Origin of the sequence: Dermacoccus sp. PAMC28757 (assembly GCF_014302635.1) — a bacterium.
Lineage (GTDB): Bacteria > Actinomycetota > Actinomycetes > Actinomycetales > Dermatophilaceae > Dermacoccus > Dermacoccus abyssi.
Genome location: NZ_CP060292.1, coordinates 1807134 through 1828256, shown reverse-complemented (window position 1 = coordinate 1828256; position 21123 = coordinate 1807134). Strand labels below are relative to the sequence as shown.

General features: G+C 68.5%; 22 protein-coding genes. 3 read left to right on the top strand and 19 right to left on the bottom strand.

Going from position 1 to position 21123, the window contains the following annotated elements; translation table 11 throughout:
• Position 1: 1 nt before the first annotated feature.
• On the bottom strand, positions 2 to 1912 hold the full coding sequence (locus H7F30_RS08770) for a propionyl-CoA synthetase (protein WP_187034631.1): 1911 nt from the start codon (positions 1910 to 1912) through the stop codon (positions 2 to 4).
• 69 nt (positions 1913 to 1981) lie between these two features.
• Here H7F30_RS08770 and H7F30_RS08765 point away from each other — a divergent pair, with 69 nt between their 5' ends.
• Positions 1982 to 3079, top strand: a complete 1098-nt coding sequence (locus tag H7F30_RS08765; protein ID WP_187034628.1) for an LOG family protein — start codon at positions 1982 to 1984, stop codon at positions 3077 to 3079.
• Between the two features lie 12 nt (positions 3080 to 3091).
• Here H7F30_RS08765 and purU read toward each other — a convergent pair whose 3' ends face one another.
• From purU to rpsB, 8 genes are all read right to left on the bottom strand, one after another.
• Complete coding sequence (gene purU, locus H7F30_RS08760; protein WP_187034626.1) at positions 3092 to 3955, bottom strand: formyltetrahydrofolate deformylase; 864 nt, start codon at positions 3953 to 3955, stop codon at positions 3092 to 3094.
• A gap of 118 nt (positions 3956 to 4073) precedes the next feature.
• Positions 4074 to 5237 (bottom strand): 23S rRNA (adenine(2503)-C(2))-methyltransferase RlmN, encoded by a 1164-nt coding sequence (rlmN, locus tag H7F30_RS08755; RefSeq protein ID WP_187034624.1) that lies wholly within the window; start codon positions 5235 to 5237, stop codon positions 4074 to 4076.
• Positions 5238 to 5258: 21 nt separating this feature from the next.
• Positions 5259 to 6137: a phosphatidate cytidylyltransferase gene (locus H7F30_RS08750; RefSeq protein WP_187034622.1), complete on the bottom strand. Its 879-nt coding sequence runs from the start codon at positions 6135 to 6137 to the stop codon at positions 5259 to 5261.
• A 24-nt stretch (positions 6138 to 6161) separates the two neighbouring features.
• Positions 6162 to 6722: a ribosome recycling factor gene (frr, locus tag H7F30_RS08745; protein WP_047311995.1), complete on the bottom strand. Its 561-nt coding sequence runs from the start codon at positions 6720 to 6722 to the stop codon at positions 6162 to 6164.
• A 43-nt stretch (positions 6723 to 6765) separates the two neighbouring features.
• Positions 6766 to 7521, bottom strand: a complete 756-nt coding sequence (gene pyrH / locus H7F30_RS08740) for a UMP kinase (RefSeq protein ID WP_047311994.1) — start codon at positions 7519 to 7521, stop codon at positions 6766 to 6768.
• Between the two features lie 74 nt (positions 7522 to 7595).
• The gene (locus H7F30_RS08735) at positions 7596 to 8492 is read right to left on the bottom strand and encodes a D-hexose-6-phosphate mutarotase (protein WP_187034620.1); all 897 of its coding nucleotides are present in this window, start codon (positions 8490 to 8492) and stop codon (positions 7596 to 7598) included.
• Positions 8493 to 8689: 197 nt separating this feature from the next.
• The gene (gene tsf / locus H7F30_RS08730) at positions 8690 to 9514 is read right to left on the bottom strand and encodes a translation elongation factor Ts (RefSeq protein WP_047311992.1); all 825 of its coding nucleotides are present in this window, start codon (positions 9512 to 9514) and stop codon (positions 8690 to 8692) included.
• A gap of 117 nt (positions 9515 to 9631) precedes the next feature.
• Positions 9632 to 10555, bottom strand: coding sequence for a 30S ribosomal protein S2 (gene rpsB, locus H7F30_RS08725; RefSeq protein WP_047311991.1), 924 nt, complete (start codon positions 10553 to 10555; stop codon positions 9632 to 9634).
• Positions 10556 to 10888: 333 nt separating this feature from the next.
• Here rpsB and H7F30_RS08720 point away from each other — a divergent pair, with 333 nt between their 5' ends.
• Both H7F30_RS08720 and H7F30_RS08715 read left to right on the top strand, forming a co-directional pair.
• Positions 10889 to 12064, top strand: coding sequence for an aminotransferase class I/II-fold pyridoxal phosphate-dependent enzyme (locus H7F30_RS08720; protein ID WP_187034618.1), 1176 nt, complete (start codon positions 10889 to 10891; stop codon positions 12062 to 12064).
• Positions 12065 to 12145: 81 nt separating this feature from the next.
• Entirely contained in the window at positions 12146 to 12694 is a 549-nt protein-coding gene (locus tag H7F30_RS08715) for a M23 family metallopeptidase (RefSeq protein ID WP_187034616.1), read from the top strand.
• 7 nt (positions 12695 to 12701) lie between these two features.
• Here H7F30_RS08715 and H7F30_RS08710 read toward each other — a convergent pair whose 3' ends face one another.
• The 10 genes from H7F30_RS08710 to rimM all read right to left on the bottom strand — a co-directional run bounded on the left by H7F30_RS08710 (position 12702) and on the right by rimM (position 21069).
• Positions 12702 to 13679: a tyrosine recombinase XerC gene (locus H7F30_RS08710; RefSeq protein WP_187034614.1), complete on the bottom strand. Its 978-nt coding sequence runs from the start codon at positions 13677 to 13679 to the stop codon at positions 12702 to 12704.
• A gap of 48 nt (positions 13680 to 13727) precedes the next feature.
• Positions 13728 to 14879 (bottom strand): DNA-processing protein DprA, encoded by a 1152-nt coding sequence (gene dprA / locus H7F30_RS08705; RefSeq protein ID WP_187034612.1) that lies wholly within the window; start codon positions 14877 to 14879, stop codon positions 13728 to 13730.
• Positions 14876 to 16408 carry a YifB family Mg chelatase-like AAA ATPase gene (locus H7F30_RS08700; protein ID WP_187034610.1) on the bottom strand — a complete coding sequence of 511 codons (1533 nt, stop codon included), beginning with the start codon at positions 16406 to 16408 and terminating at the stop codon, positions 14876 to 14878. Before H7F30_RS08700 ends, dprA begins: the two co-directional genes overlap by 4 nt.
• Positions 16405 to 16803: a YraN family protein gene (locus H7F30_RS08695; protein WP_118912713.1), complete on the bottom strand. Its 399-nt coding sequence runs from the start codon at positions 16801 to 16803 to the stop codon at positions 16405 to 16407. Before H7F30_RS08695 ends, H7F30_RS08700 begins: the two co-directional genes overlap by 4 nt.
• A 127-nt stretch (positions 16804 to 16930) precedes the next feature.
• Positions 16931 to 17251, bottom strand: a complete 321-nt coding sequence (locus H7F30_RS08690; protein WP_047311985.1) for a DUF2469 domain-containing protein — start codon at positions 17249 to 17251, stop codon at positions 16931 to 16933.
• The gene (locus H7F30_RS08685) at positions 17248 to 17991 is read right to left on the bottom strand and encodes a ribonuclease HII (protein WP_255464715.1); all 744 of its coding nucleotides are present in this window, start codon (positions 17989 to 17991) and stop codon (positions 17248 to 17250) included. The genes H7F30_RS08690 and H7F30_RS08685 overlap by 4 nt, the downstream gene beginning before the upstream one ends.
• A gap of 26 nt (positions 17992 to 18017) precedes the next feature.
• Positions 18018 to 18665: a signal peptidase I gene (gene lepB, locus H7F30_RS08680; RefSeq protein ID WP_187034606.1), complete on the bottom strand. Its 648-nt coding sequence runs from the start codon at positions 18663 to 18665 to the stop codon at positions 18018 to 18020.
• Between the two features lie 29 nt (positions 18666 to 18694).
• Positions 18695 to 19060 carry a 50S ribosomal protein L19 gene (rplS, locus tag H7F30_RS08675; RefSeq protein ID WP_118912716.1) on the bottom strand — a complete coding sequence of 122 codons (366 nt, stop codon included), beginning with the start codon at positions 19058 to 19060 and terminating at the stop codon, positions 18695 to 18697.
• A 278-nt stretch (positions 19061 to 19338) separates the two neighbouring features.
• Entirely contained in the window at positions 19339 to 20520 is a 1182-nt protein-coding gene (gene trmD / locus H7F30_RS08670) for a tRNA (guanosine(37)-N1)-methyltransferase TrmD (RefSeq protein WP_187034605.1), read from the bottom strand.
• Between the two features lie 3 nt (positions 20521 to 20523).
• Positions 20524 to 21069, bottom strand: coding sequence for a ribosome maturation factor RimM (gene rimM / locus H7F30_RS08665; RefSeq protein WP_047311981.1), 546 nt, complete (start codon positions 21067 to 21069; stop codon positions 20524 to 20526).
• Positions 21070 to 21123: the final 54 nt, after the last annotated feature.

Genomic DNA, 21123 nt, shown 5'->3' with positions numbered 1-21123 from the left:
CTCAGTCACCGCGGGTGCCGAGCACACCGGACAGGGCGTCGAGAACGCCTGCGTCCTCGATCGTGCCCGGCACCTGCGGCGTCTCGCCGTCGGCCATCTGGCGCATCGTCTTGCGCAGGATCTTGCCCGAACGGGTCTTGGGCAGCGCCTGGACGACGTCGACCGCGCTCAGCGATGCGAGTGCACCCACCTCGTCACGCACCCGCGTCCGCAGTTCGTCGACGAGCGTCTCGATCTCGGCGTCGCTGAACTCGCGTCCCGACTTGAGCACGACGAGGGCCCGCGGCACCTGCCCCTTGAGCGGGTCGGCCACACCGATGACGGCGCACTCGGCCACGGCCGGGTGCCCCGCGAGCGCCGCCTCGAGCGAACCCGTCGAGAGGCGGTGACCGGCGACGTTGAGCACGTCATCGGTGCGGCCCATGATCCACACGTACCCGTCCTCGTCGATGTACCCGCCGTCACCGGTGAGGTAGTAGCCGCCGAAGGCGGACAGGTAGGAACTGACGTAGCGCTCGTCGTCCTGCCACAGCGTCGGCAGCGTGCCCGGGGGAAGCGGCAGCTTGATGCAGACGGCGCCCTCGGTGTTCGGCTCGAGCACCGCTCCGTCCGGGGAGAGCACCTGGACGTCGTATCCCGGGCTGGGCTTCGTCGCCGAACCGGGCTTGGCCTCGAAGGTCTCGATGCCCGTGGGGTTCGCCACGATCGGCCAGCCGGTCTCGGTCTGCCACCAGTTGTCGACGACGGGAACGCCGAGCTTCTCGTGCGCCCACGTGTAGGTGTCGGGGTCGAGGCGTTCGCCCGCAAGGAACAGCGTCCGAAGCGTCGAGATGTCTCGTTCGGCAAGGAGCTCCGCGTTCGGGTCTTCCTTCTTGATGGCCCGAATGGCGGTGGGGGCGGTGAACAGGCCCGCCACCTTGTGTTGCTCGATGACGCGCCAGAAAGCTCCGGCGTCGGGCGTGCCCACCGGCTTGCCCTCGTAGAGCACTGTGGCGAGGCCTGCGAAGAGCGGCGCGTAGACGATGTAGGAGTGCCCCACGACCCAGCCGACGTCGCTTGCCGTGAACCAGACGTCGCCGGTGCGCATGCCGTAGATGTTCGCCATCGACCACGTGAGCGCCACGGCGTGACCGCCGTTGTCGCGCACGATGCCCTTGGGGCGACCGGTGGTTCCGGAGGTGTAGAGCACGTAGAGCGGATCGGTGGCCTCGACGGCGACGCACCCGGCGGGCTGCACCGCGCCCGGCGCCATGACCTTCTCCCAGTCGAAGTCGCGCTCGCCCATCTCGGCCTCGTACTGCGGGCGCTGGACGATGACGCAGTGGGACACCTCGTGCGTCGCCTTCTCGAGGGCGGCGTCCAGCATCGGCTTGTACTCGACGATGCGTGTGCGCTCGACGCCGCAGCTGGCCGACAGGACGACCTTCGGCTGCGCGTCGTCGATGCGGGCAGCGAGCTCGGATGCCGCGAAGCCACCGAACACCACGGAGTGCACGGCGCCGACGCGGGCGCACGCGAGCATCGAGATGACCGCCTCGGGGATCATCGGCATGTAGATGACGACGCGGTCGCCCTTCTCCACGCCGAGGGCCTGGAGCACACCGGCCGCACGGGCCACCTCATCGAGGAGCTGCGCGTACGTGAAGGTGCGCACCTCGCCGGTGACGGCGCTGTCGTGGATGAGCGCGAGCTCGTCGGCACGTCCTGCGATGACGTGACGGTCGAGCGCGTTGTAACAGGTGTTGAGCCGGGCCCCGGGGAACCAGCGGTAGAGCGGGGCGCTGCTCGAATCGAGCGCCTGCTTCGGCGGCGAGATCCAGTCGACGCCCCGGGCAGCCTCGAGCCAGAAACCCTCGGGGTCGTCGATGCTGCGCTGGTACGCCTCGGCGTAGGTCACATCGTTGTCGGCCATGGACACATCCTGCCCGCCGCCAACGGGTTACGCGTGAGTTCATTCCGACGTTTGTGCCAAGGTTGGCGCATGCTTCGCGAAATCCATTCGGCGGCCGAGCTCGACGAGGCCCTCGACGGTTCCGTCAGCCTCGACGGCTTCCGACTGCAGAACGTCGACCTGAGCGGTTCGGCCGGCACCCGCCTGCGCGAGGCGGCGGACCGCTTCGACGGCCTCGTCGTGCTGGGCGGTCAGGTACCGGGCGATCTCGCCATGGATCTCACGCGCCGGGGCGCCATCATCTTTCCGGCGGACCCCGGCGCGCCGGTGGACGCCTATCGTCACGCGCTCTACTCCCCCACCGAGCTGTACGACGGCCTGGAGCCGTCCGGGTACGAGGCGACTCCCGACGCCCGCGCCTACGCGTGGTTCGGTGACTGCGCGGCCCGTCACGACGCCTACGCGACAGCGCTGCGAGCGCTCCACGACGACTCGATGCGCGACGCGCTCCAGGAGGCCCTCGACGGTCGGCGCACGGTCGGCATCATGGGTGGGCACGCGATGTCACGTGACGAGGCTGCCTTCCTGGAGATCGCGCACCTTGCGCGGCGTCTCGCGGAAGCAGGCCTCGTCGTTCTGACCGGCGGCGGGCCGGGCGCGATGGAGGCGGCCAACCTCGGCGCCGCGGATCGCACGGGGCGACTCGACGAGGCCCTCGATGTCGTGGCGCAGGTGCCCTCGTTCCGCCCGGACATCGGCGCGTGGGCGAGCGCAGGATTCCGCGCGAAGGAGCTGCTCGGCTCGGGCGACGACCTGCGCAGCGTCGGCATCCCGACGTGGTTCTACGGCCACGAGCCGCCCAACGTGTTCGGTGATGCCATCGCCAAGTACTTCTCGAACGCGCTGCGCGAGGACGACCTCCTCGCGGGTTCGAACGACGCGGTCGTCGTCCTCGAGGGCGCAGCCGGCACGGTGCAGGAGATCTTCCAGAGCGTCACTCCGCTCTACTACGCCCCCGACGACGCGCCGCTGCCCGACCTCGTCCTGGTCGGGCAGCGGCAGTGGACCGAAATGGTTCCGGTGTGGCCGGCGCTCACAGCGCTGAGCGAAGGCAAGCGATTCGCCGAACACCTGCACCTCGTCGAGACGTCGGGTGAGGCGCTCGAGATCGTGCTCGCGCGCGCCTGACGTGACGAGCGATCAGGCGAAGACGACGGTGCGGCGCCCGCGCAGCACCACGCGGTGTTCGGCGTGCCACATGAGAGCACGCGCGAGCGCCATCGCCTCGAGTTCCTGACCCGCGGTCGACAGCTGCGCGGGCGTCATGCGGTGGTCGACGCGGCGGAAGTCCTGCTCGATGATCGGCCCCTCGTCGAGGTCTGCCGTCACGTAGTGCGCCGTCGCACCGATCACCTTGACGCCGCGCTCGTGCGCCTGCGTGTACGGCTTGGCGCCCTTGAAGCTCGGCAGGAGCGAGTGGTGGATGTTGATGACTCGCCCTGACAGACGCGCGCACAGGTCCTCCGAGAGCACCTGCATGTACCGCGCGAGGACGACCGTGTCGGCCTTCGTCTCCTCGATGATGCGCAGGAGCTCCGCCTCGGCCTGGGGCTTGATCTCCTTCGTCACCGGCACGTGGTGGAACGGCAGCCCGTACCACTCGGCGACGCCCCGGAAGTCCTCGTGGTTGCTCACGATGGCGACGACGTCGATGGGCAGCTGACCCGTGGAGACACGGAACAACAGGTCGTTGAGGCAGTGCCCCTGCCTGCTCACCATGAGCACGACCCGCTGACGTTCGCTGGCGTCGTGCAGACCGAGCGTCATGTCGAACTCCTCGACGACGCGCGCGAACGACTCCCGCACCGTCTCGACATCCGTGGGCTCGCCCTGGCGCGTGAGGTGCATACGCAGGTGGAACTCCCCCGACGTCGGGTCGGCGAACTGCTGGCTGTCGGCGATCGACAGGTCGTTCTCAAGCGCCACCCCGGAGACGGCATGCGTGATGCCGGTGCGGTCGGGGCAGCTGACGGTGAGGACGAACTCGCGTCCGGCTTCGCTCATGGGGTCTTCTTCGATCGATCTGACGAGGTTGCGGGTCAGCGTAACCTCGGCCCGGCTATGGCCGGGAAGGCGTCTCGCGAGCCTTCCTCAGCGCGGCTCGCGGGATGATCCGCGTGACTCAGGCCGTGCTCGCGGCCAGCTGACCGCACGCGCCGTCGATGTCGGAACCGCGGGTGTCACGCACCGTCGTCGGGATACCCCCGGCGCGCAGGCGCTCGACGAAGTTCTGCTCGACGCCCTTGCGCGACGCCGTCCACTTCGACCCCGGCGTCGGGTTGAGCGGGATGGGGTTGACGTGCACCCAGCCCTTGCCGCGCGCGTTGAGCTTCTTGGCGAGCAGGTCGGCGCGCCAGCCCTGGTCGTTGATGTCCTTGATGAGGGCGTACTCGATGCTGACGCGCCGGCCGGTGGCCTTGAAGTAGCGGTAGGCCGCATCCAGAGCCTCGTCCACGCTCCAGCGCGTGTTGATCGGCACGAGCTCGTTGCGCAGCTCGTCGTCGGGCGCATGGAGCGAGAGCGCCAACGTCACCGGGATGCCTTCCGCGGCGAGCTTGTCGATGGCCGGCGCCAGCCCAACGGTCGACATCGTGATGCCGCGCGCCGACATGCCGAGGCCCTCGGGGGCCGGGGCCGTGAGGCGCTTGATGGCGTCGATGGCGCGGCGGTAGTTGGCGAGCGCCTCCCCCATGCCCATGAACACGACGTTGCTCACGCGCAGCGGGTGCTCGCGGTCCTCCTCCTCGAGGCCGGGCAGTTCGCCGGAACGAAGGAGGCGGGCCCCGGCGACGACCTGCTCGACGATCTCGGCCGTCGAGAGGTTGCGGGTGAGGCCCTCCTGGCCCGTGGCGCAGAAGGGGCAGTTCATGCCGCAGCCGGCCTGGCTCGAGATGCACATGGTGACGCGGCCCGGGTAACGCATGATGACGCTCTCGACGAGCGCACCGTCGTGGAGGCGATGGACCTGCTTGAGCGTGTTGCCGCCGTCGGCGACGAGCGTCTTGACGCTCGTGAGCAGTGGCGGCATGAGACCCGAGACGATCTCCTCGCGGCCGGCCTTCGGCAGATCGGTCATCTCGGCCGGGTCGGCGACGAACCGCTCGAAGTAGTGCGTTGAGACCTGCTTGGCGCGGAAGGCCGGAAGCCCGAGCTCCTTCGCGAAAGCCTGACGACCGGCGAGGTCGAAGTCCGCGAGGTGCTGCGGCGGCTTGCCGCGCCGCGGAGCAGTGAACGTCAGCTGCCCCGGCGCCGGCCGGGTTGTGGGGGTGGGAAGGTCAGTGGTCATCGAAGGTCTCCTTCGCGGGGATCACGCGGCGAACGCGGTGAGGACGGCCCACGTCACGGGCGCGGCGAGCACGAGCGAGTCGAGGCGGTCCATGAGGCCGCCGTGGCCGGGGATGAGGTTGCTCATGTCCTTGATGCCGAGGTCGCGCTTGATCATCGACTCGCACAGGTCGCCGGCCGTCGCGGCCACGACGACAGCCGAGCCGAGCAGGATGCCCACCCAGAAGGGAGCGTGGAGCACGAGCGTCACCGAGAGCACGCCCACGACGACGCAGCTCGCCCACGACCCGGCGAAGCCCTCCCAGGACTTCTTCGGGCTCACGGTAGGTGCCATCGGGTGCTTGCCGAACATGACGCCGGCGGCGTACCCGCCGATGTCGCTGCTGATCGTCACGAGGATGAAAACGATGATGCGGCTCACGCCGTCCGGAGCATGGAGGAGCATCATCGCGAACGACACGAGTGCCGGAACGTAGAGGGCGATGAACGCGGCCGCCGCCGTGTCGGCGGCGTCCTTGTTGGCGAGCGCCCCCCACAGGATGAACACGAGCACGCTGCCGACGAGCGCGGCCAGCATGGCCGACGGACCCATGACGTAGGCCGCCACGGGAATGACGGCCGCCGCGACGAGCGTCGGCGCCCAGGAGGGGCGGAAGTGGCCCGACGGCATGACCCGCAGCAGTTCGTGCGTGCCGATCACCGACGCCGTCGTCGCGAGGACGACGAACAGCTCCTTGCGGACGAACAGCGACACGAGCACGAGCCCGCCGAGAACGAGCGCAGCCAGCACTGCGGCCCGCAGGTCACGGCCGGCCTTGTTCTTCTTCGGAGCCGATGCGGGCGCAGCAACCGACCCCGCGCCGGGTGGGGGCGGGGTCGGTGGTGTTGCTGATGCAGGCATCGGCTTTCGAGGACGAACTCGAGGTCAGACCTCGAGAAGCTCGGATTCCTTGCCCTTGAGGAGCGCGTCGATCGTGTCGACCCGCTTCTTCGTCAGAGCGTCGAGGTCCTTCTCGGCGCGTGCGCCCTCGTCCTCGCCGATCTCCTTGTCCTTGACCAGCTTGTCGATGTCCTGGTTCGCCTTGCGGCGCACGTTGCGGACGCTGACGCGGCCGTTCTCGGCCTTGTCCTTGGCCATCTTGATGTAGTCCTTGCGGCGCTCCTCGGTGAGGGCGGGCAGGATGCAGCGGATCTGGTTGCCGTCGTTGCTCGGGTTCACGCCGAGGTCGGAGTCGCGCAGCGTCTTCTCGATCTCGGAGATGGCCGACTTGTCGAACGGAATGATGAGGATCGTGCGCGCCTCGGGCGTCTGGAACGACGCGAGCTGCTGCAGCGGCGTCGGAGCGCCGTAGTAGTCGACCGTCAGTCGGTTGAACATGGCGGCGTTCGCACGGCCGGTACGGATGGACGCGAAGTCCTCCTTGGCGGCGTCGATCGCCTTGTCCATCTTCTCCTCGGCCTCGAGGAGGATCTCGTCAATGTCCATGGCTTCGCTTCCGTTCGTCGTTTCTCTCGATCGCGCGCCCGAATCAGGACGCAGCGACCAACGTTCCGATCTTCTCACCCTGCAGAGCGCGGGTGATGTTGCCTTCGCCTTCCATGCCGAACACGACCATGGGCAGCTTGTTCTCCATGCACAGGCTGAACGCGGCCGCGTCGACGATCTTGAGACCGCGCGCCAGGGCGTCCGCGTGCGTGACGGTGTCGAGCTTGACCGCCTCGGGGTTCTTGCGCGGGTCGTCGGAGTAGACGCCGTCGACGCCGTTCTTCGCGACGAGCACGGCGTCACAGTGCGTCTCGAGCGCACGCTGGGCCGAGACGGTGTCGGTGGAGAAGAACGGCATGCCTGCGCCCGCGCCGAAGATGACGACGCGGCCCTTCTCCATGTGACGGATCGCGCGGCGCGGGATATACGGCTCCGCGACCTGCGTCATCTCGATGGCGGACTGCACGCGCGTCTCGATGTTCTCCTTCTCCAGGAAGTCCTGAAGAGCGAGGCAGTTCATCACGGTGCCGAGCATGCCGATGTAGTCGGCGCGGCTGCGGTCCATGCCCTTCTGCTGCAGTTCGGCACCGCGGAAGAAGTTGCCTCCACCGACGACGACCGCGACCTGGACGCCGGAGCGGACGGCCGGAGCGATCTGACGGGCGATCGCACGCACGACCTCGGGGTCGACGCCGACACTTCCGCCGCCGAAGACCTCGCCCGAGAGCTTGAGCAGCACTCGCGTGTAGGGGGTGCGCGTCTCGCCGGTGACCGGCTGACCGCTCGGAATGTCGCTCATTTCGCCTCCTGGCAGGCTCTCGGACATGCGTCGAGCAATACTTTCACACGCGTCACGGCCAGCGGAAACGAGCGTCACTCCCCCGGCGCATAGGTGGCCCGCATGGCGCGGGAGGTTCCGGGCGCCAAGGTGACGGCGTTGTCGCGCACATTCGCCGTTTCGAGGCAGACGAAGCCCGGCCACGCGTCATCGGGGACGTCGCCCATGGCCGAGGCCTTCTCGATGTGCGGATTCCAGACGACGACGTCACCGCTGCCCTCGCGGGTCAACGTCAGCAGGCTGCGTGCGGCGTCGTCACGCGACACCAGGCGCAACGGGGCGTCCTCGAGGTGGACGATCGAGTCGACCTCACCGTCGAACACGACGGCACCGTCCTGGGTGTGCGTGCGCCCTGTGAGCTGGTCGAGCACCGAGGCACCCTCGGCGCCCTCGACGGCGACCTGCCGCACGTCGGCGACCCTGAGGTAGGTGTGCAGGGCCGCCTCGACCGTGACGTCCACGGAGCCCTCGTTGACGGCGCCCAGCTCGAGGGCCAAGGCTTCCCCGAAGGTGACCACGTAGCGTGTCACGAGCCCCTCCGGCCAGTGGTCACCGCCCGGGGCACCCGCGACATCGGCATGCGACAACTCGAAGTGCAACCGCACGGTCTCCGCATCGTCGGCCGCCTCCACGAGACGCCACGGCACCACACGCGCCGGACCGTGCGACGGCTTCATCTCACCCGAAACACCCGACCCGAACCACGGGAAACAGACCGGCACGCCACCACGGATCGCCGACGCGCCCGCCTTCGCGAGAGGGCTCATCCACAACATCTCGTCCCCACCGACCGGGACGAAACTCGTGACGTGCGCTCCGTGCAGCTGAACCACACCCGACGAGCGGAGGCCGTCGACCCGCAGAGCATCGCCGCCGTCGAGGCCGTCGATGCGGGTGACACAAGCGGGGAGCTCAGCCGTGAGGTTGGTCATGGGGTCACGGTAGCGGGTGGGGTTGAGTACTGGGCACGACAAAGCCCGCTCCCTGCCGCGTGGGCTGGGAGCGGGCTGAGTCTGTACGGTCACCAGTCAGACGCTATTTTTTTCTGGCGTCTGACTGCGCACTCGGCTTCGGCCGCCGACCGAGCTCGCTAGCGCTCGCCACGTCGACAACCTTCGCCTCCTGCTTGTCAGACGCCGACCTTGAAGCGAAGGAAGCCCTTCACCTCTGCACCGGCCTCCTCGGCCACCTTGGCGACCGACTTCTTGGCGTCCTTGGCGAACGGCTGCTCGAGCAGCACGTTCTCCTTGAAGTAACCGTTGACACGGCCTTCGATGATCTTCGGCAGAGCAGCCTCCGGCTTGCCCTCCTCCTTGGCCGTGGCCTCCGCGACGCGACGCTCGTTCTCGACGACGTCAGCGTCGATCTCGTCACGCGTGAGAACCGAGGGGGAGAACGCGGCCGTGTGCATCGCGATGTCACGCAGCGTCGTCTCGTCGCCGGAACCGGCCACCAGAACACCGATCTGAGCCGGGAGGTCCGGGCTCGTCTTGTGCAGGTAGGAGACGACGACGTCGCCCTCGAGGCGACCGACGCGGTTGACGACGATCTTCTCGCCGATCGTGGCGTTGGCTTCGTTGAGGACGTCCTCGACGGTCTGGCCGTTCATGTCCGACTTGAGCAGTTCCTCGGCGTTCGTCGCCTTGACGGCAACGGCCTGCGCGAGGACCTGGTCGGCGAGGGTGATGAACTTGTCGCCCTTGGCGACGAAGTCCGTCTCGCAGTTGATCTCGACGAGGGTGCCGACGCCACCCTCGACCTTGGCCGTCACGAGACCGTTGGAAGCCGAGCGGCCCTCACGCTTCGTGACGCCCTTGAGGCCCTTCACGCGAAGGATCTCGGTGGCCTTGGCCTTGTCGCCCTCGGCCTCGTCGAGAGCCTTCTTGACGTCCATCATGCCGGCGCCGGTTGCTTCGCGCAGCGCCTTGATGTCAGCGGCGGTGTAGTTCGCCATGTTTTTCGCTCCTCGGTGAGTCGAAAGAATGCTGTGGTGGTGCTCGGTCACCCGCCCGCCGTCACTCTGGTCGAGAGCGACGGCGGGCGGATGACCAAGCGGTGAAGGTCTGGAAAATCAGGCCTGCGAGTCGGCGATGGCCTGAGCCTGCTTCTCCTCGGCCTTGGCCAGAGCAGCGGCCTCGGCGGGGTCCTTCGTCGCGGCGGCGGCCGTCGAGTCAGCGGCTTCCTTGACGGACGTGGGGCCCGTCTCGGTGTCGGTCTTCGCAGCGGCGTCCTCGGAGGCGAGAAGCTCACGCTCCCACTCGGCCATCGGCTCGTTGGTCGTGGCGGCGTCGCCCGACTTGCCCTGCGAGCGAGCCATGAGACCGTCGGCAACGGCGTCGGCGATGACGCGCGTCAGCAGCGTGACGGAGCGGATCGCGTCGTCGTTGCCCGGGATCTTGTAGTCGACCTCGTCGGGGTCACAGTTGGTGTCGAGGATCGCGATGACGGGGAGGCCGAGCTTGCGGGCCTCGTCAACCGCGAGGTGCTCCTTCTTCGTGTCGACGATCCACACGGCGGAGGGAACCTTGCTCATCTCACGGATACCGCCGAGGACGAGCTCGAGCTTGGCCTTCTCACGCGAGAGGAGCAGGAGCTCCTTCTTCGTGTAGCCGGAGCCGGCAACGTTGTCGAAGTCGAGGGTCTCGAGCTCCTTCAGACGCGTCAGGCGCTTGCTGATCGTCTGGAAGTTGGTGAGCATACCGCCGAGCCAACGGTGGTTGATGTACGGCATGCCGACCCGGGTGGCCTGCTCGGCAATGGACTCCTGAGCCTGCTTCTTGGTGCCGACGAACAGGATCGTGCCGCCGTGGGCGACCGTCTGCTTGACGAACTCGTAGGCGTCGTTGATGTAGGTCAGCGACTGCTGCAGGTCGATGATGTAGATGCCGTTGCGCTCCGTCATGATGAAGCGCTTCATCTTCGGGTTCCAACGACGGGTCTGGTGTCCGAAGTGGACGCCGCTCTCGAGGAGCTGGCGCATGGTGACGACGGCCATGCCGAAGTCCCCTTTCATTTAGAGGTTTCAGTTCTTGCAGCCGGATTGCTGCCCTGGTGACCCGATCGACGGCCGCCGGCCCCATTCCCCTCGCAGAGGTTCACGGTGTCGGACTGCTGGACGTCGACCTCGCTTCACGCGCGGCCCGTTACCGGGTCGCGCCGTCGCAAAGAAGGTCACGCGAATTCGTCTCGTGAGCCTCGCTCCTCTTCGTCAACCCACCGGGGCGAGTGAACGCATCCGAACGTGGACACACAAGACGTGCCTCCAGCTTACCGGTTGGGTTGCCCCGCCAAGAAATCGGCCCGAGTGCCGGTCGGCTACGGTGAGGCGATGACCGGAAAGCGCTCTTCCATCACTGCTCCCGCGGGCGGAACGATCTTCGCCCGGATGACTCAGTTGGCCACCGAGACCGGCGCGGTCAACCTCGGCCAGGGCTTCCCCGACTCCGACGGCCCCGCCACTGTGCGCGACACCGCGATCGAGGCGATCAACGGTGGCCACAACCAGTATCCGCCGGCGCGGGGCACTGGCGAACTGCTCGCCGCCATCGCCCGGCACCAGCAGCGGTGGTACGGGATCGAGCTCGACCCGGCGTCCGAGATCCTCGTGACGACCGGCGCCACCGAGGCCATTGCGGCGTCGGTGCTAAGCCTTGTCTCCCCCGGCGACGAGGTCGTCATGTTCGAGCCGTACTACGACTCGTACGCCGCCATGGTGGAGCGCGCCGGCGGTGTGCGCCGAACGGTGCCGCTGCGTTTCCCCGACTTCGCCGTCGACGAGGCCGCCCTCGAAGCGGCCTTCAGCGAGCGCACGGCCGTCGTGCTGCTCAACACGCCGCACAACCCGACGGGCAAGGTGTTCACCCGCGAGGAGCTCGCGTTCATCGGCGAACTCGCGACGCGTCACGACGTGATCGTCATGTGCGACGAGGTGTACGAGCACCTGGCCTTCGCGCCCCACGAGCACGTGCCGATGGCGACGCTGCCGGGCATGGCCGAGCGAACCCTCACCTTCGGCTCGGGCGGCAAGACGTTCAACACGACGGGCTGGAAGATCGGCTGGGTCACCGGCCCGGCCGACCTCGTCGCCGTCGTCAACGGGGCGAAGCAGTACGTCACCTTCGGTACCGGCACTCCCCTGCAGCTCGGCATCGCGTCGGGTCTTGAGATGTCCGACCATTTCTTCACCGGCTTGCGCGAGGACATGGCGCTTCGACGTGACGTGCTCGCCGACGGCCTGCGCGCTGCCGGCTTCGACATCGTCCTCCCGCAGGGTGGCTACTTCGTCCTCGCTGATGCCGCTCCGCACGGCGTCACGGACGCTGAGCAATACGCGCTGGAGCTGCCGGAGGCGGCGGGCGTGGTTGCTGTTCCGGCGTCCGTGTTCTGTGACGACGCCGAGGCGAGCGGCATGGCGAGTGTCATGCGTTTCGCGTTCTGCAAGAAGCGTTCCACGATCGACGAAGCCGTGACGCGGCTTGTGGACACGTACGGCCGGCGCGCCTGAGGGGCCTCTCGAACAGACATTTCCACAGGGCACCAGTTGCTCAGCTGCCCGTGAGCAGGGCAGGCAATCGAAGCTGAGGGCATGTCACCTGCCCGCCTTCGTCCTGCGCTGGTCGGCGCCGTCGTCGTGCTCCTCGCGAGCAACGCAGCAGCGTCACCGCCCACTCGGGCGCCGGTGCCCGCGGCTCAGAGCAGCGCTTCGACGAGTGACGTAGTTGCTCCGTCCGAGCGGTTTGCCTGGCCGGTCGACCCGCACGTTGTGACGCGGCGGTTCGACCCTCCCGAGGTGAAGTGGGGCGCGGGCCACCGCGGCGTCGACCTTGCGACGACGCCAGGCACGTCGGTCAAGGCGCCCTCGGACGCCACTGTGACGTTCGTCGGCACGATCGCGGGACGTCCGGTCATCACGCTGCGCCATCCGGAGGGGTTCGACACGACGTACGAGCCGGTGGCGGCGGACGTCGAGCGTGGCGACCACGTGAGCAGAGGCCAGGTGATCGGCGAGATCACTTCCGGCGGTCACTGCGAAGAACGCTGCCTGCACTGGGGGTACAAGGTGGCCAAGGACGCCTACCGCGACCCACTGACGCTGGTCTCGGGCATTCGGCCCGTACTGCTGCCGCCGCTGTGAGCGGTGATCAGGCCCGTGGGTGCGCCTGGACGTAGCCCGCGCGCAGACGCTCAGCCGACACGTGGGTGTAGATCTGCGTCGTCGACAATGAGGCGTGCCCGAGATACTCCTGCACCGTTCGCAGGTCGGCGCCGCCCTCGACGAGGTGCGTCGCGGCACTGTGGCGCAGACCGTGGGGCGCGAGATCGGGTGCTCCCTCGACGGCGGACGTGGCGGCGTGGACGATGCTGCGCACCTGGCGCTGGTCGATGCGCCCGCCGCGCACGCCGAGAAACAGAGCCTTGCCGGAGGCGGCTTGCGCGAGCGTGGGACGCCCCGTCGATCGCCAGAGGCGCAACGCCGTTTCGGCCGGCGCGCCGTAGGGCACCATGCGTTCCTTGCGACCCTTGCCCATGACACGGACGAGTCGATTCGTCTCGTCGAGGCTTGCTTCGTCGAGAGCCACGAGTTCACCGACGCGCATCCCCGTGGCGTAGAGGAGCTCGAGGACGGCGGCGTCACGGAGCGCCACGGCGCGCGTCGTCGGATCGCTCTCGCCGCCCGCCCTCTCGGCTGCATCGCCGGAGCGCGTCTCCCCGGTACCTCCAGCACTCGTCCTGTCGCGCGCGGCGTCGAGGATCTGCGCGGCTTGCGACGCCTGCAGCACGTCCGGCAGCGACGCGTGCCGCTTCGGCGCCGTAAGCCGAACCGACGGATCCGTCGCCATGACGCCCTGCTTCTTCGCCCACCGACAGAAGGTGCGCGCGCTCGAGACCCGGCGGGCCACCGTCGTGCGTGATGCGCCGCTCTCACTGACGCCCGCGAGCCATCCGCGCAGGTGGGTGAGTGTGAGATCGCCCCAGGAGCCGACGCCCACCTCGTCGAGGTGATGGCGCAGGCTTTCCAAGTCGCCCGCGTACGCACGCACTGTGTGGGGCGAACGCTCACGTTCTGCGCTGAGGTGATCGAGGAAGCGTTCGATCACGCTGGCGGCCGGTCCGGACATGGTTCGAGGGTAGTGCGCGACCTCCACGTCCTCGCTGCACCGACACTGTCACGCCTTGCGCCACGCACCGTCCACCTTCTCGGCCAGCCCCGCAGCGAGAAGCTCGCCGAGTGACGTCAGCACCTCCCTGGGAGTCCTGCCACAACTCGTCGCGACGTGGTCGACGCTCGCAGCGCGGCGCACCGGCAAGGCATCCCAGACGGCGCGAGCCGTGGCGCCCACCGCATCCTCCGGTTTGACGAGCGCAGGGAGGGTGTCGCGCGTCGTCTGCTGTGCCCCGTACCCGGCCATCAACTCGATGACGTCGTCGGCCCCGGTGACGAGCACCGCCGCGCCGTCGCGCACGAGCTCGTGGCAGCCGGCGCTGGCGGCCGAGGTGACCGGCCCTGGCACGGCCCCGACGACGCGTTGGATCTCCTCGGCGCGCCTGGCCGTGCTGAGCGACCCCGAACGCAACCCCGCCTCGACGACCACCGTGCCCGGCGTCAGCGCGGCGATGAGTCGGTTGCGGTGCAGGAAGCGTTGCCTCATCGGAGCGAATCCGAGCGGCATCTCACTCACGATGGCTCCCCGCTCTCGGATGGCGCTGAAGAGTGCGTCATGAGCGCTCGGATAGAGGCGGTCGACCCCACCGGGCAGAACGCAGACAGTGCCGGCGTCGCCGGCGAGGGCCCCACGATGCGCCGCGGCATCGATGCCGAAGGCCCCGCCTGACACCACGGCCACGCCATGGCTGCCAACCCCGAGAGCGATCTCGGCGGCAACGCGCTGGCCGTAGTGGGTGGCCGCCCTCGCCCCGACGAGGGCGACGGAGCGCTCGCACAACGACCGCACGTCGGCCTCGCCGACGACGAAGAGGGCGTGCGGCGGCTGAGGGAGATCGTCGAGTCGCTCGGGCCAGCCGTCGTCCGAGGGCAGGAGAATGCGAGCGCCGAACGTCTCGATGCGCCGCAGTTGCTCGGGAAGGTCGAGCTGTTCCAGGCGGGCGGCGAAATTGGTGAGTTTCTCAGGGTGCGTACGCACCGCGGCGAGCGCCTCGGGGTACCCCACGCCGTCGATGAGCAGCTGGGCCTTGGCATCGCGCGGTTCTGCGATGTGCGCCCACACGAGGCGGGCGAGCTGTTCGTCCTGCTCGGCTGCGTCACGCCAGGCGTGCCCCGTTCCTGACAGAAGGTCGTTGCGGGAGGTCGTCGTGGTCATGCTGCTTGCTGCCCTTCTCTCAGAGTGAGGGCGGCGTAGACGTCGTCCTTCGTGGGTTTGTCTGCGCCTCGTAGGTCGCACAGGGTCCAGGCCAGGCGCAGTGTGCGGTCGTAGCCGCGCAGGGTGAGGTTTCCGGTGTCGAGGGCGGCGTCCAGCGTTGCCGTGTCTGCCGGGGTAAGCGACCACGGCGAGGAGCGCAGCATCGAACCGGGCACCTCCGCGTTGAGCGCCAGCCCCAGTGGCGCCCAACGGCGCGCTGAGCGCTCGCGCACCTCACGCACCCGCGCGGCCACCTCCTCGCTGCTCTCCCCCGGCCCGCTCGCGAGATCGGCTCGCGTCACAGCAGGCACCTGGAGGTGGACGTCAATGCGGTCGAGTAGCGGCCCGGAGAGGCGTTTGAGGTATTCGCGTCGGGCTCGAGTTGCGCACGAACATCCCGCACCTGAGCCGGTGTAGCGCCCGCACGGGCACGGATTGCTGGCGACGACGAGCTGGAAGCGTGAGGGAAACCGCACCGATTGCTGGGCCCGGGTGATCGTGACGAAGCCACGCTCGAGGGGCTGACGCAGCGCGTCGAGCACCGGCCGTTTGAACTCCGGCGCCTCGTCGAGGAACAGCACGCCAGCGTGCGCTTCGGTAATGGCTCCGGGGCGGGGCCGCCCCGTCCCACCGCCGACCAACGCCGGCATCGTGATGCTGTGGTGGGGCGCGACGAAGGGCGCACGCTCCTTGAGCGCCTGCCCGTCGACCTTGCCGAGCACCGACTGGACGCTCGTGACGACGAGAGCTTCCTCCCGTGAAAGCGGCGGCAGGATGCTCGGCAGGCGGCTGGCGAGCAAGGTCTTTCCCGCACCGGGCGGACCGATCATCGACACGTTGTGACCACCGGCGGCAGCCACCTCGATGGCAGCCCGTGCCTCGTACTGTCCGACGACATCACGCAGGTCGCCGGTCTCCTCCGGCTCGGCCTCCTCGCCGGGTTCCGGCCACGGCAGGTCGAGCGTCTTGCCCTGGGCGCGCACGCGGTGGAAGGCGACGACATCCGACAGCGAACGCACGGGGTGCACCCGAATACCGCTGACGAGCGATGCCTCGGCTGCGTTCGCGGCGGGCACGAGCAACTCACGCACGTTGCCCGCAAGCGCGGCGACACACGCCGGGAGGACGCCGCGCACCTCCCTGACGCTGCCGTCCATGCCGAGTTCGCCGATGTGCCCCACGCGGGCGACGTCAGCCGGGTCGAGGGAACGGGTTGCCGCGAGAATCGCGACAGCCATGGCGAGATCGAGGCCGGCCCCGGACTTCTGTTCCGAGGCAGGAGCGAGGTTGATCGTGAGACGGGTGTCGGGGAACGTCAGCTCCGACTGCGTCATCGCCGAACGCAGACGGTTCGGCGCTTGTGACACCGCCGTGTCCGGCAGCCCGGAGATGACGACCTTGGGCAGCCCTTGCCCGACGCTCACCTCGACATCGACGACGAGACCGTCGATGCCGGTGACGACGACGGCCTTCGTCTTGCCGAAGCTCACAGGATCACCCGCTTGCGGTGATCGATGCGGGCCCTCTCCCCCGCCCATTCGACGCCAATGACGTCAACACGTACACCGCGTGCCCGCACCTCGTGTTCGGCGGCCCAGAGCCCGGCCAACCGCCTCAGGCGCCGATGCTTCTCCTCGGTGACGGCCTCGACCGCGCGTCCGAAGCGCAGCGAACGACGCGTCTTGACCTCGACGACGACGAGTTCGCCACCGTCGATCGCGACGAGGTCGATCTCCCCCTCACGGCAGCGCCAATTGGTGTCGACGACCTCGTAGCCGCGGTTCTCCAGGTACGCGCGAACGAGCTCTTCGCCGTCCCGGCCCAGGGTTCGGCGCGCCTCGGTCGCCGCAGACCGCGACGCCGCGGCCCTCGTGTCGTGGTCCATGTCCACCACCTCCGGGACTAGCAAAGGTCTCGGAGGTTCTACTGGTCACCTTCGGAAGCAGCGGACCTGTGGAGAAGGCCGCTCGGGTGCTGACGAGCACCCCGTGAGCGTCACATCTGTGGGCGAATCAGGTGAAGTCGGGGCCGTCGGGGATCTCGAGGTCGTTCTTCGACAGTTCCTCGACGTTGACGTCCTTGAACGTCACGACGCGCACGGTCTTGACGAAGCGCGCCGGGCGGTAGATGTCCCACACCCACGCGTCCTGCATCGTGACGTCGAAGAAGACGTCGGCGCCCTCACCACGCACCTTCATGTCGACGGCGTTGCACAGGTAGAAGCGACGCTCGGTCTCCACGACGTAGCGGAAGAGCCCGACGACGTCGCGGTATTCGCGGTAGAGGGCCAGTTCCTGCTCGTTCTCGTACCGTTCGAGGTCCTCGGCGCTCATGCCTGCGTGCTCCTCACGTCATGGTGTGCTTCGGGCACCTGCTGGTCTTCTGCCTCGGCCGCGCGGAAGGTCTTCCACGAGCGACGGTGCAACTCACACGGCCCGTGCTCGGCGATCGCCGCCAGGTGTCCGGGCGCCGAATACCCCTTGTTGATCTCCCACCCGTAGACGGGGTGGCCAGGGGCAGCCTCGGCCATCATGGCATCACGCTCCACCTTCGCGAGCAAACTTGCCCCGGCCACCGACGAGCACCGCATGTCGGCCTTGATCTGGGTGACTACCTCGGGTGCACCCCCGACGACGTCCACTGCGTCGAGTAGTCCGAGCAGGCCGACGCTCTCGGGTTCGGTGAGCCAGTCGTGCTTACCGTCGAGGATGACGACGTCCGGCGTCACCTCGAGGGCCGCGAGCGCCCGGGTGCCGGCGAGACGGAGTGCCCGTGTCATGCCCATCTCGTCGATCTCGGCGGGGCTGGCGTGCCCGACGGCGCCTGCGACGGCCCATCGGCGCACCTTCGCAGCCAGCGCCGGACGCTTGGGTTCAGGCACGAGCTTGGAATCCTTGACGCCCTGCGGCACGGTGCCCGTCGTCGCGGAGACGACGCAGACGCCCACGCTCACCGGCCCCGCGAGGGCGCCGCGGCCCACCTCGTCCATGCCGGCGATCAGTGTTCGCCCGTCACGCAGCAGTTGCCGCTCGAGGCGTAGGGTGGGCGTCTTCGACGGGGTACGAACCACCACGTCGGGCCTCCTCTCGGCGTCCGTGCTCATGAGCCGGACCAATACTTCCACGCCACGCGACCGACCACCTTGTCCACGGGCACGTACCCCCCGCCGGGGTCACCGAGATGGTTGCGGGAGTCGTCGGAGTCGTCTCGGTTGTCGCCCATGACGAACAGCTTTCCCTCGGGCACGCGCACGGAGAACGGCTGCGCCGAGGCTCGCTTCGAGCCCCGCCCGAGGTACGGCTCGGCCACACGTCGACCGTTCACCGTGAGCTCGCCCTTGTGGTCGACGACCACGTGATCGCCGCCGACACCGACGATCCGCTTGAGGTAGTCCTGCTCGTCCGGGCGGAACCCGAGCCATCCGGCCGCGGTGTCGATGACGGCGAGTACTCCCCCGCGTTCGGCGGGCTGATAGAGCGAGCCCTCGCCGGAGAAGACGATGACGTCGCCTCGGGCGAACTCGGCGCGCTTGTCGACGACGATGCGGTCGCCGACCCCATAGTTCGGTTCCATCGAGCGCGACGGCACGGTGAAGGTCTCGAACCAGAAGGCGTGGACGAGGAGCATTCCGACGACGATGACGCTGAGGACGCCGATGGCCGTCCGCCGCCAGGGAACGCCGAAGGCGCGACCTCGTCGTGAGGTCGCGCCTTCGGGTGAGCGACCGGACGCAGCATGACGCTTCATCGCAGGGTCGCTTCGGTTCGTCGCGAGGTTCAGGCCTTCTTGGCCGGAACGGCGTCGCGCTTCTCCTTGATCTTGGCAGCCTTACCGCGCAGGTCGCGCAGGTAGTACAGCTTGGCGCGACGGACGTCACCGCGCGTCAGAACCTCGATCTTGTCGATGACCGGGGTGTGCACCGGGAAGGTACGCTCCACGCCGACACCGAAGGAAACCTTGCGGACGGTGAAGGTCTCGCCGACGCCGCCGCCGTGACGGCGGATGACGACACCCTTGAAGACCTGGACACGCGAGCGCGTGCCCTCGATGACCTTGACGTGGACGTTCAGCGTGTCACCGGCGCGGAAGTCGGGGACGTCGGAGCGCAGGCTCGCCGCGTCGATCGCGTCGAACTTCTTCATGATCTACTCAAATCTGTGGCACACGCAGGTTGCCACGGTCAGGCTCGGCCGGAGCCGAGTTGCTGTCGGTTGTGCGCCTCGTCGAGTCTCATGGTCCGGCGTGTTCGGTGCGGTGATGCCCGAGATGATCTGGATCAAAACCCCGGGGGTACCGACCGGCCGTGCCACTCCCCCTGCGGCGGGGACTCGTCGTGACAAGACGCAAGGACTCATCTTGCCAGAGCGGGCGCGCTCTCACGAAATCGCGCGACCTCCTGGACACGGGCGTGCGTGGAGCGTCAGCTCTGGCGTCGCTTCTCCAGGTCAACCGTGCCGGAACGGGTGCCCCCACCCGGCATCACCCTGTACTTGGCCTTCTTCGCGAGGCGCAGGACGCGCTCACGTCCGACGTCTACGTTCACGCGCAAGCGGGTGATGTCGGCGGGCGCCGCGGCCTCTGCGTACTCGAGCAGCGCGCGACCCAGGCCACGCCCGGAGAGGTCGGGCGCAACCATGAGCCGCCCGATCTCCCACGTGGTCTGACGCTCGGGCAGCCGGCGGGCGCGCACCGAGGCGACGAGACGCCCCTCGCTGCGCACCACCCACGTCGTCCAGTTCGCTTGCGCGTCACGCAGATCATCGACGGTTTCGGCCGGCGCTTCCCACCAGGCGTGCTCCGGCTCGGCACCGGCCACTTCTCCGGCCCAGCAGGCGCGCTGCAGGGTCATGAGTTCGCCGAGGTCGGCCGGCACGAGCGCCTGCGGCACGACGTCGGTGCCCGCGAGCGCCGCCGACGCGTGAAGCAAGTCGGGGCGCCGGGCGGCCGTTCGTTCGAGGCGCTGCTCGTGCCGCCATGCCGCCACCTTGGCGTGGTCGCCGGAGAGGAGGACCGGCGGAACCTCACGCTCACGCCATGACGCCGGCTTCGTGTAGACGGGGTACTCGAGCAGGCCGTCCTCGTGCGATTCCTCGAGGAGCGACTCCGCGTTCCCCATGAAGCCCGGCAGCAGCCGTGCGGCTGCCTCGATCATGGCGAGCACCGCGACCTCACCGCCGTTGAGGACGTAGTCACCCAGGGAGATGACGCGCACAGGCATCACCTCAGCGGCCGCTTCGTAGACGCGTTCGTCGATGCCCTCGTACCGGCCGCAGGCGAAGATCATCCAGGGCTCGTCGGCGAGCTCACGCGCCACCTTCTGCGTGAGCACCTCTCCCCCGGGCCCGGGAACGATGAGCGTCGGCGTGCCCTCGCCGAGGCCGCGCACGTGCTCGAGCGCCTCCCACCACGGCTGAGGTTTCATCACCATGCCGGCGCCGCCCCCGTAGGGCGTGTCGTCGACGGTGCGGTGCCGGTCGTGGGCGAAGTCGCGCAGGTCGTGCACGGCAACCTCGAGCAGCCCCTTGCGCTGGGCTTGCCCGGGCAGGCTGAGGTTCAGCGGTTCAAGGTACTCCGGAAAGATCGAGATGATGTCGCAGCGCACGAATCAGGCTTCTTCGACGTCGTCGGAGTGAGCATCGGTGGGGCGTCCCAGTTCCAGCAGGCCGGGCGGCGGTGTGACGACGATGCGGCGCTCGTCCTCGTCGACCTCCGGCACGATCTCCTCGACGAACGGCAGGAGAACGTCGTAGCCGTCCACCCCGTCGACGACGAGCAGGTCCTGCACCTCCCGCGATTCGAGACCCTTGACCGTTCCGACGGCCGTGCCGTCCTCGAGGACGACGCCGAAGCCGAGCAGGTCTTCCTCGTACCAGGCGTCGTCCTCGACGAGTTCGTCCGCGGCCGCAAGCAGGTTGATGCCGCGTAGCCCCTCGGCAGCGGTGCGGTCGGGAGCCTCCTCGAACGCGAGGAGGTAGATGCCGTTGTGGACGCGCGTCGACCGCAGCGTCAGCGGTCCGCGGTGAGCGGGGTCGGTGACGAAGGCTGCCCCGGCGACGAAGCGTTCCTCGGGCGAATCGGTGTGCACCTGCACCGTCACTTCACCTTTGAGCCCGTGGGCCTTTCCGATTCGTGCGACGACAACTTCATCCATGCCTCCATTCTGTCAGGACATGCCCACCGCTTCGTCGCCCCCGCGGGCAGGGGC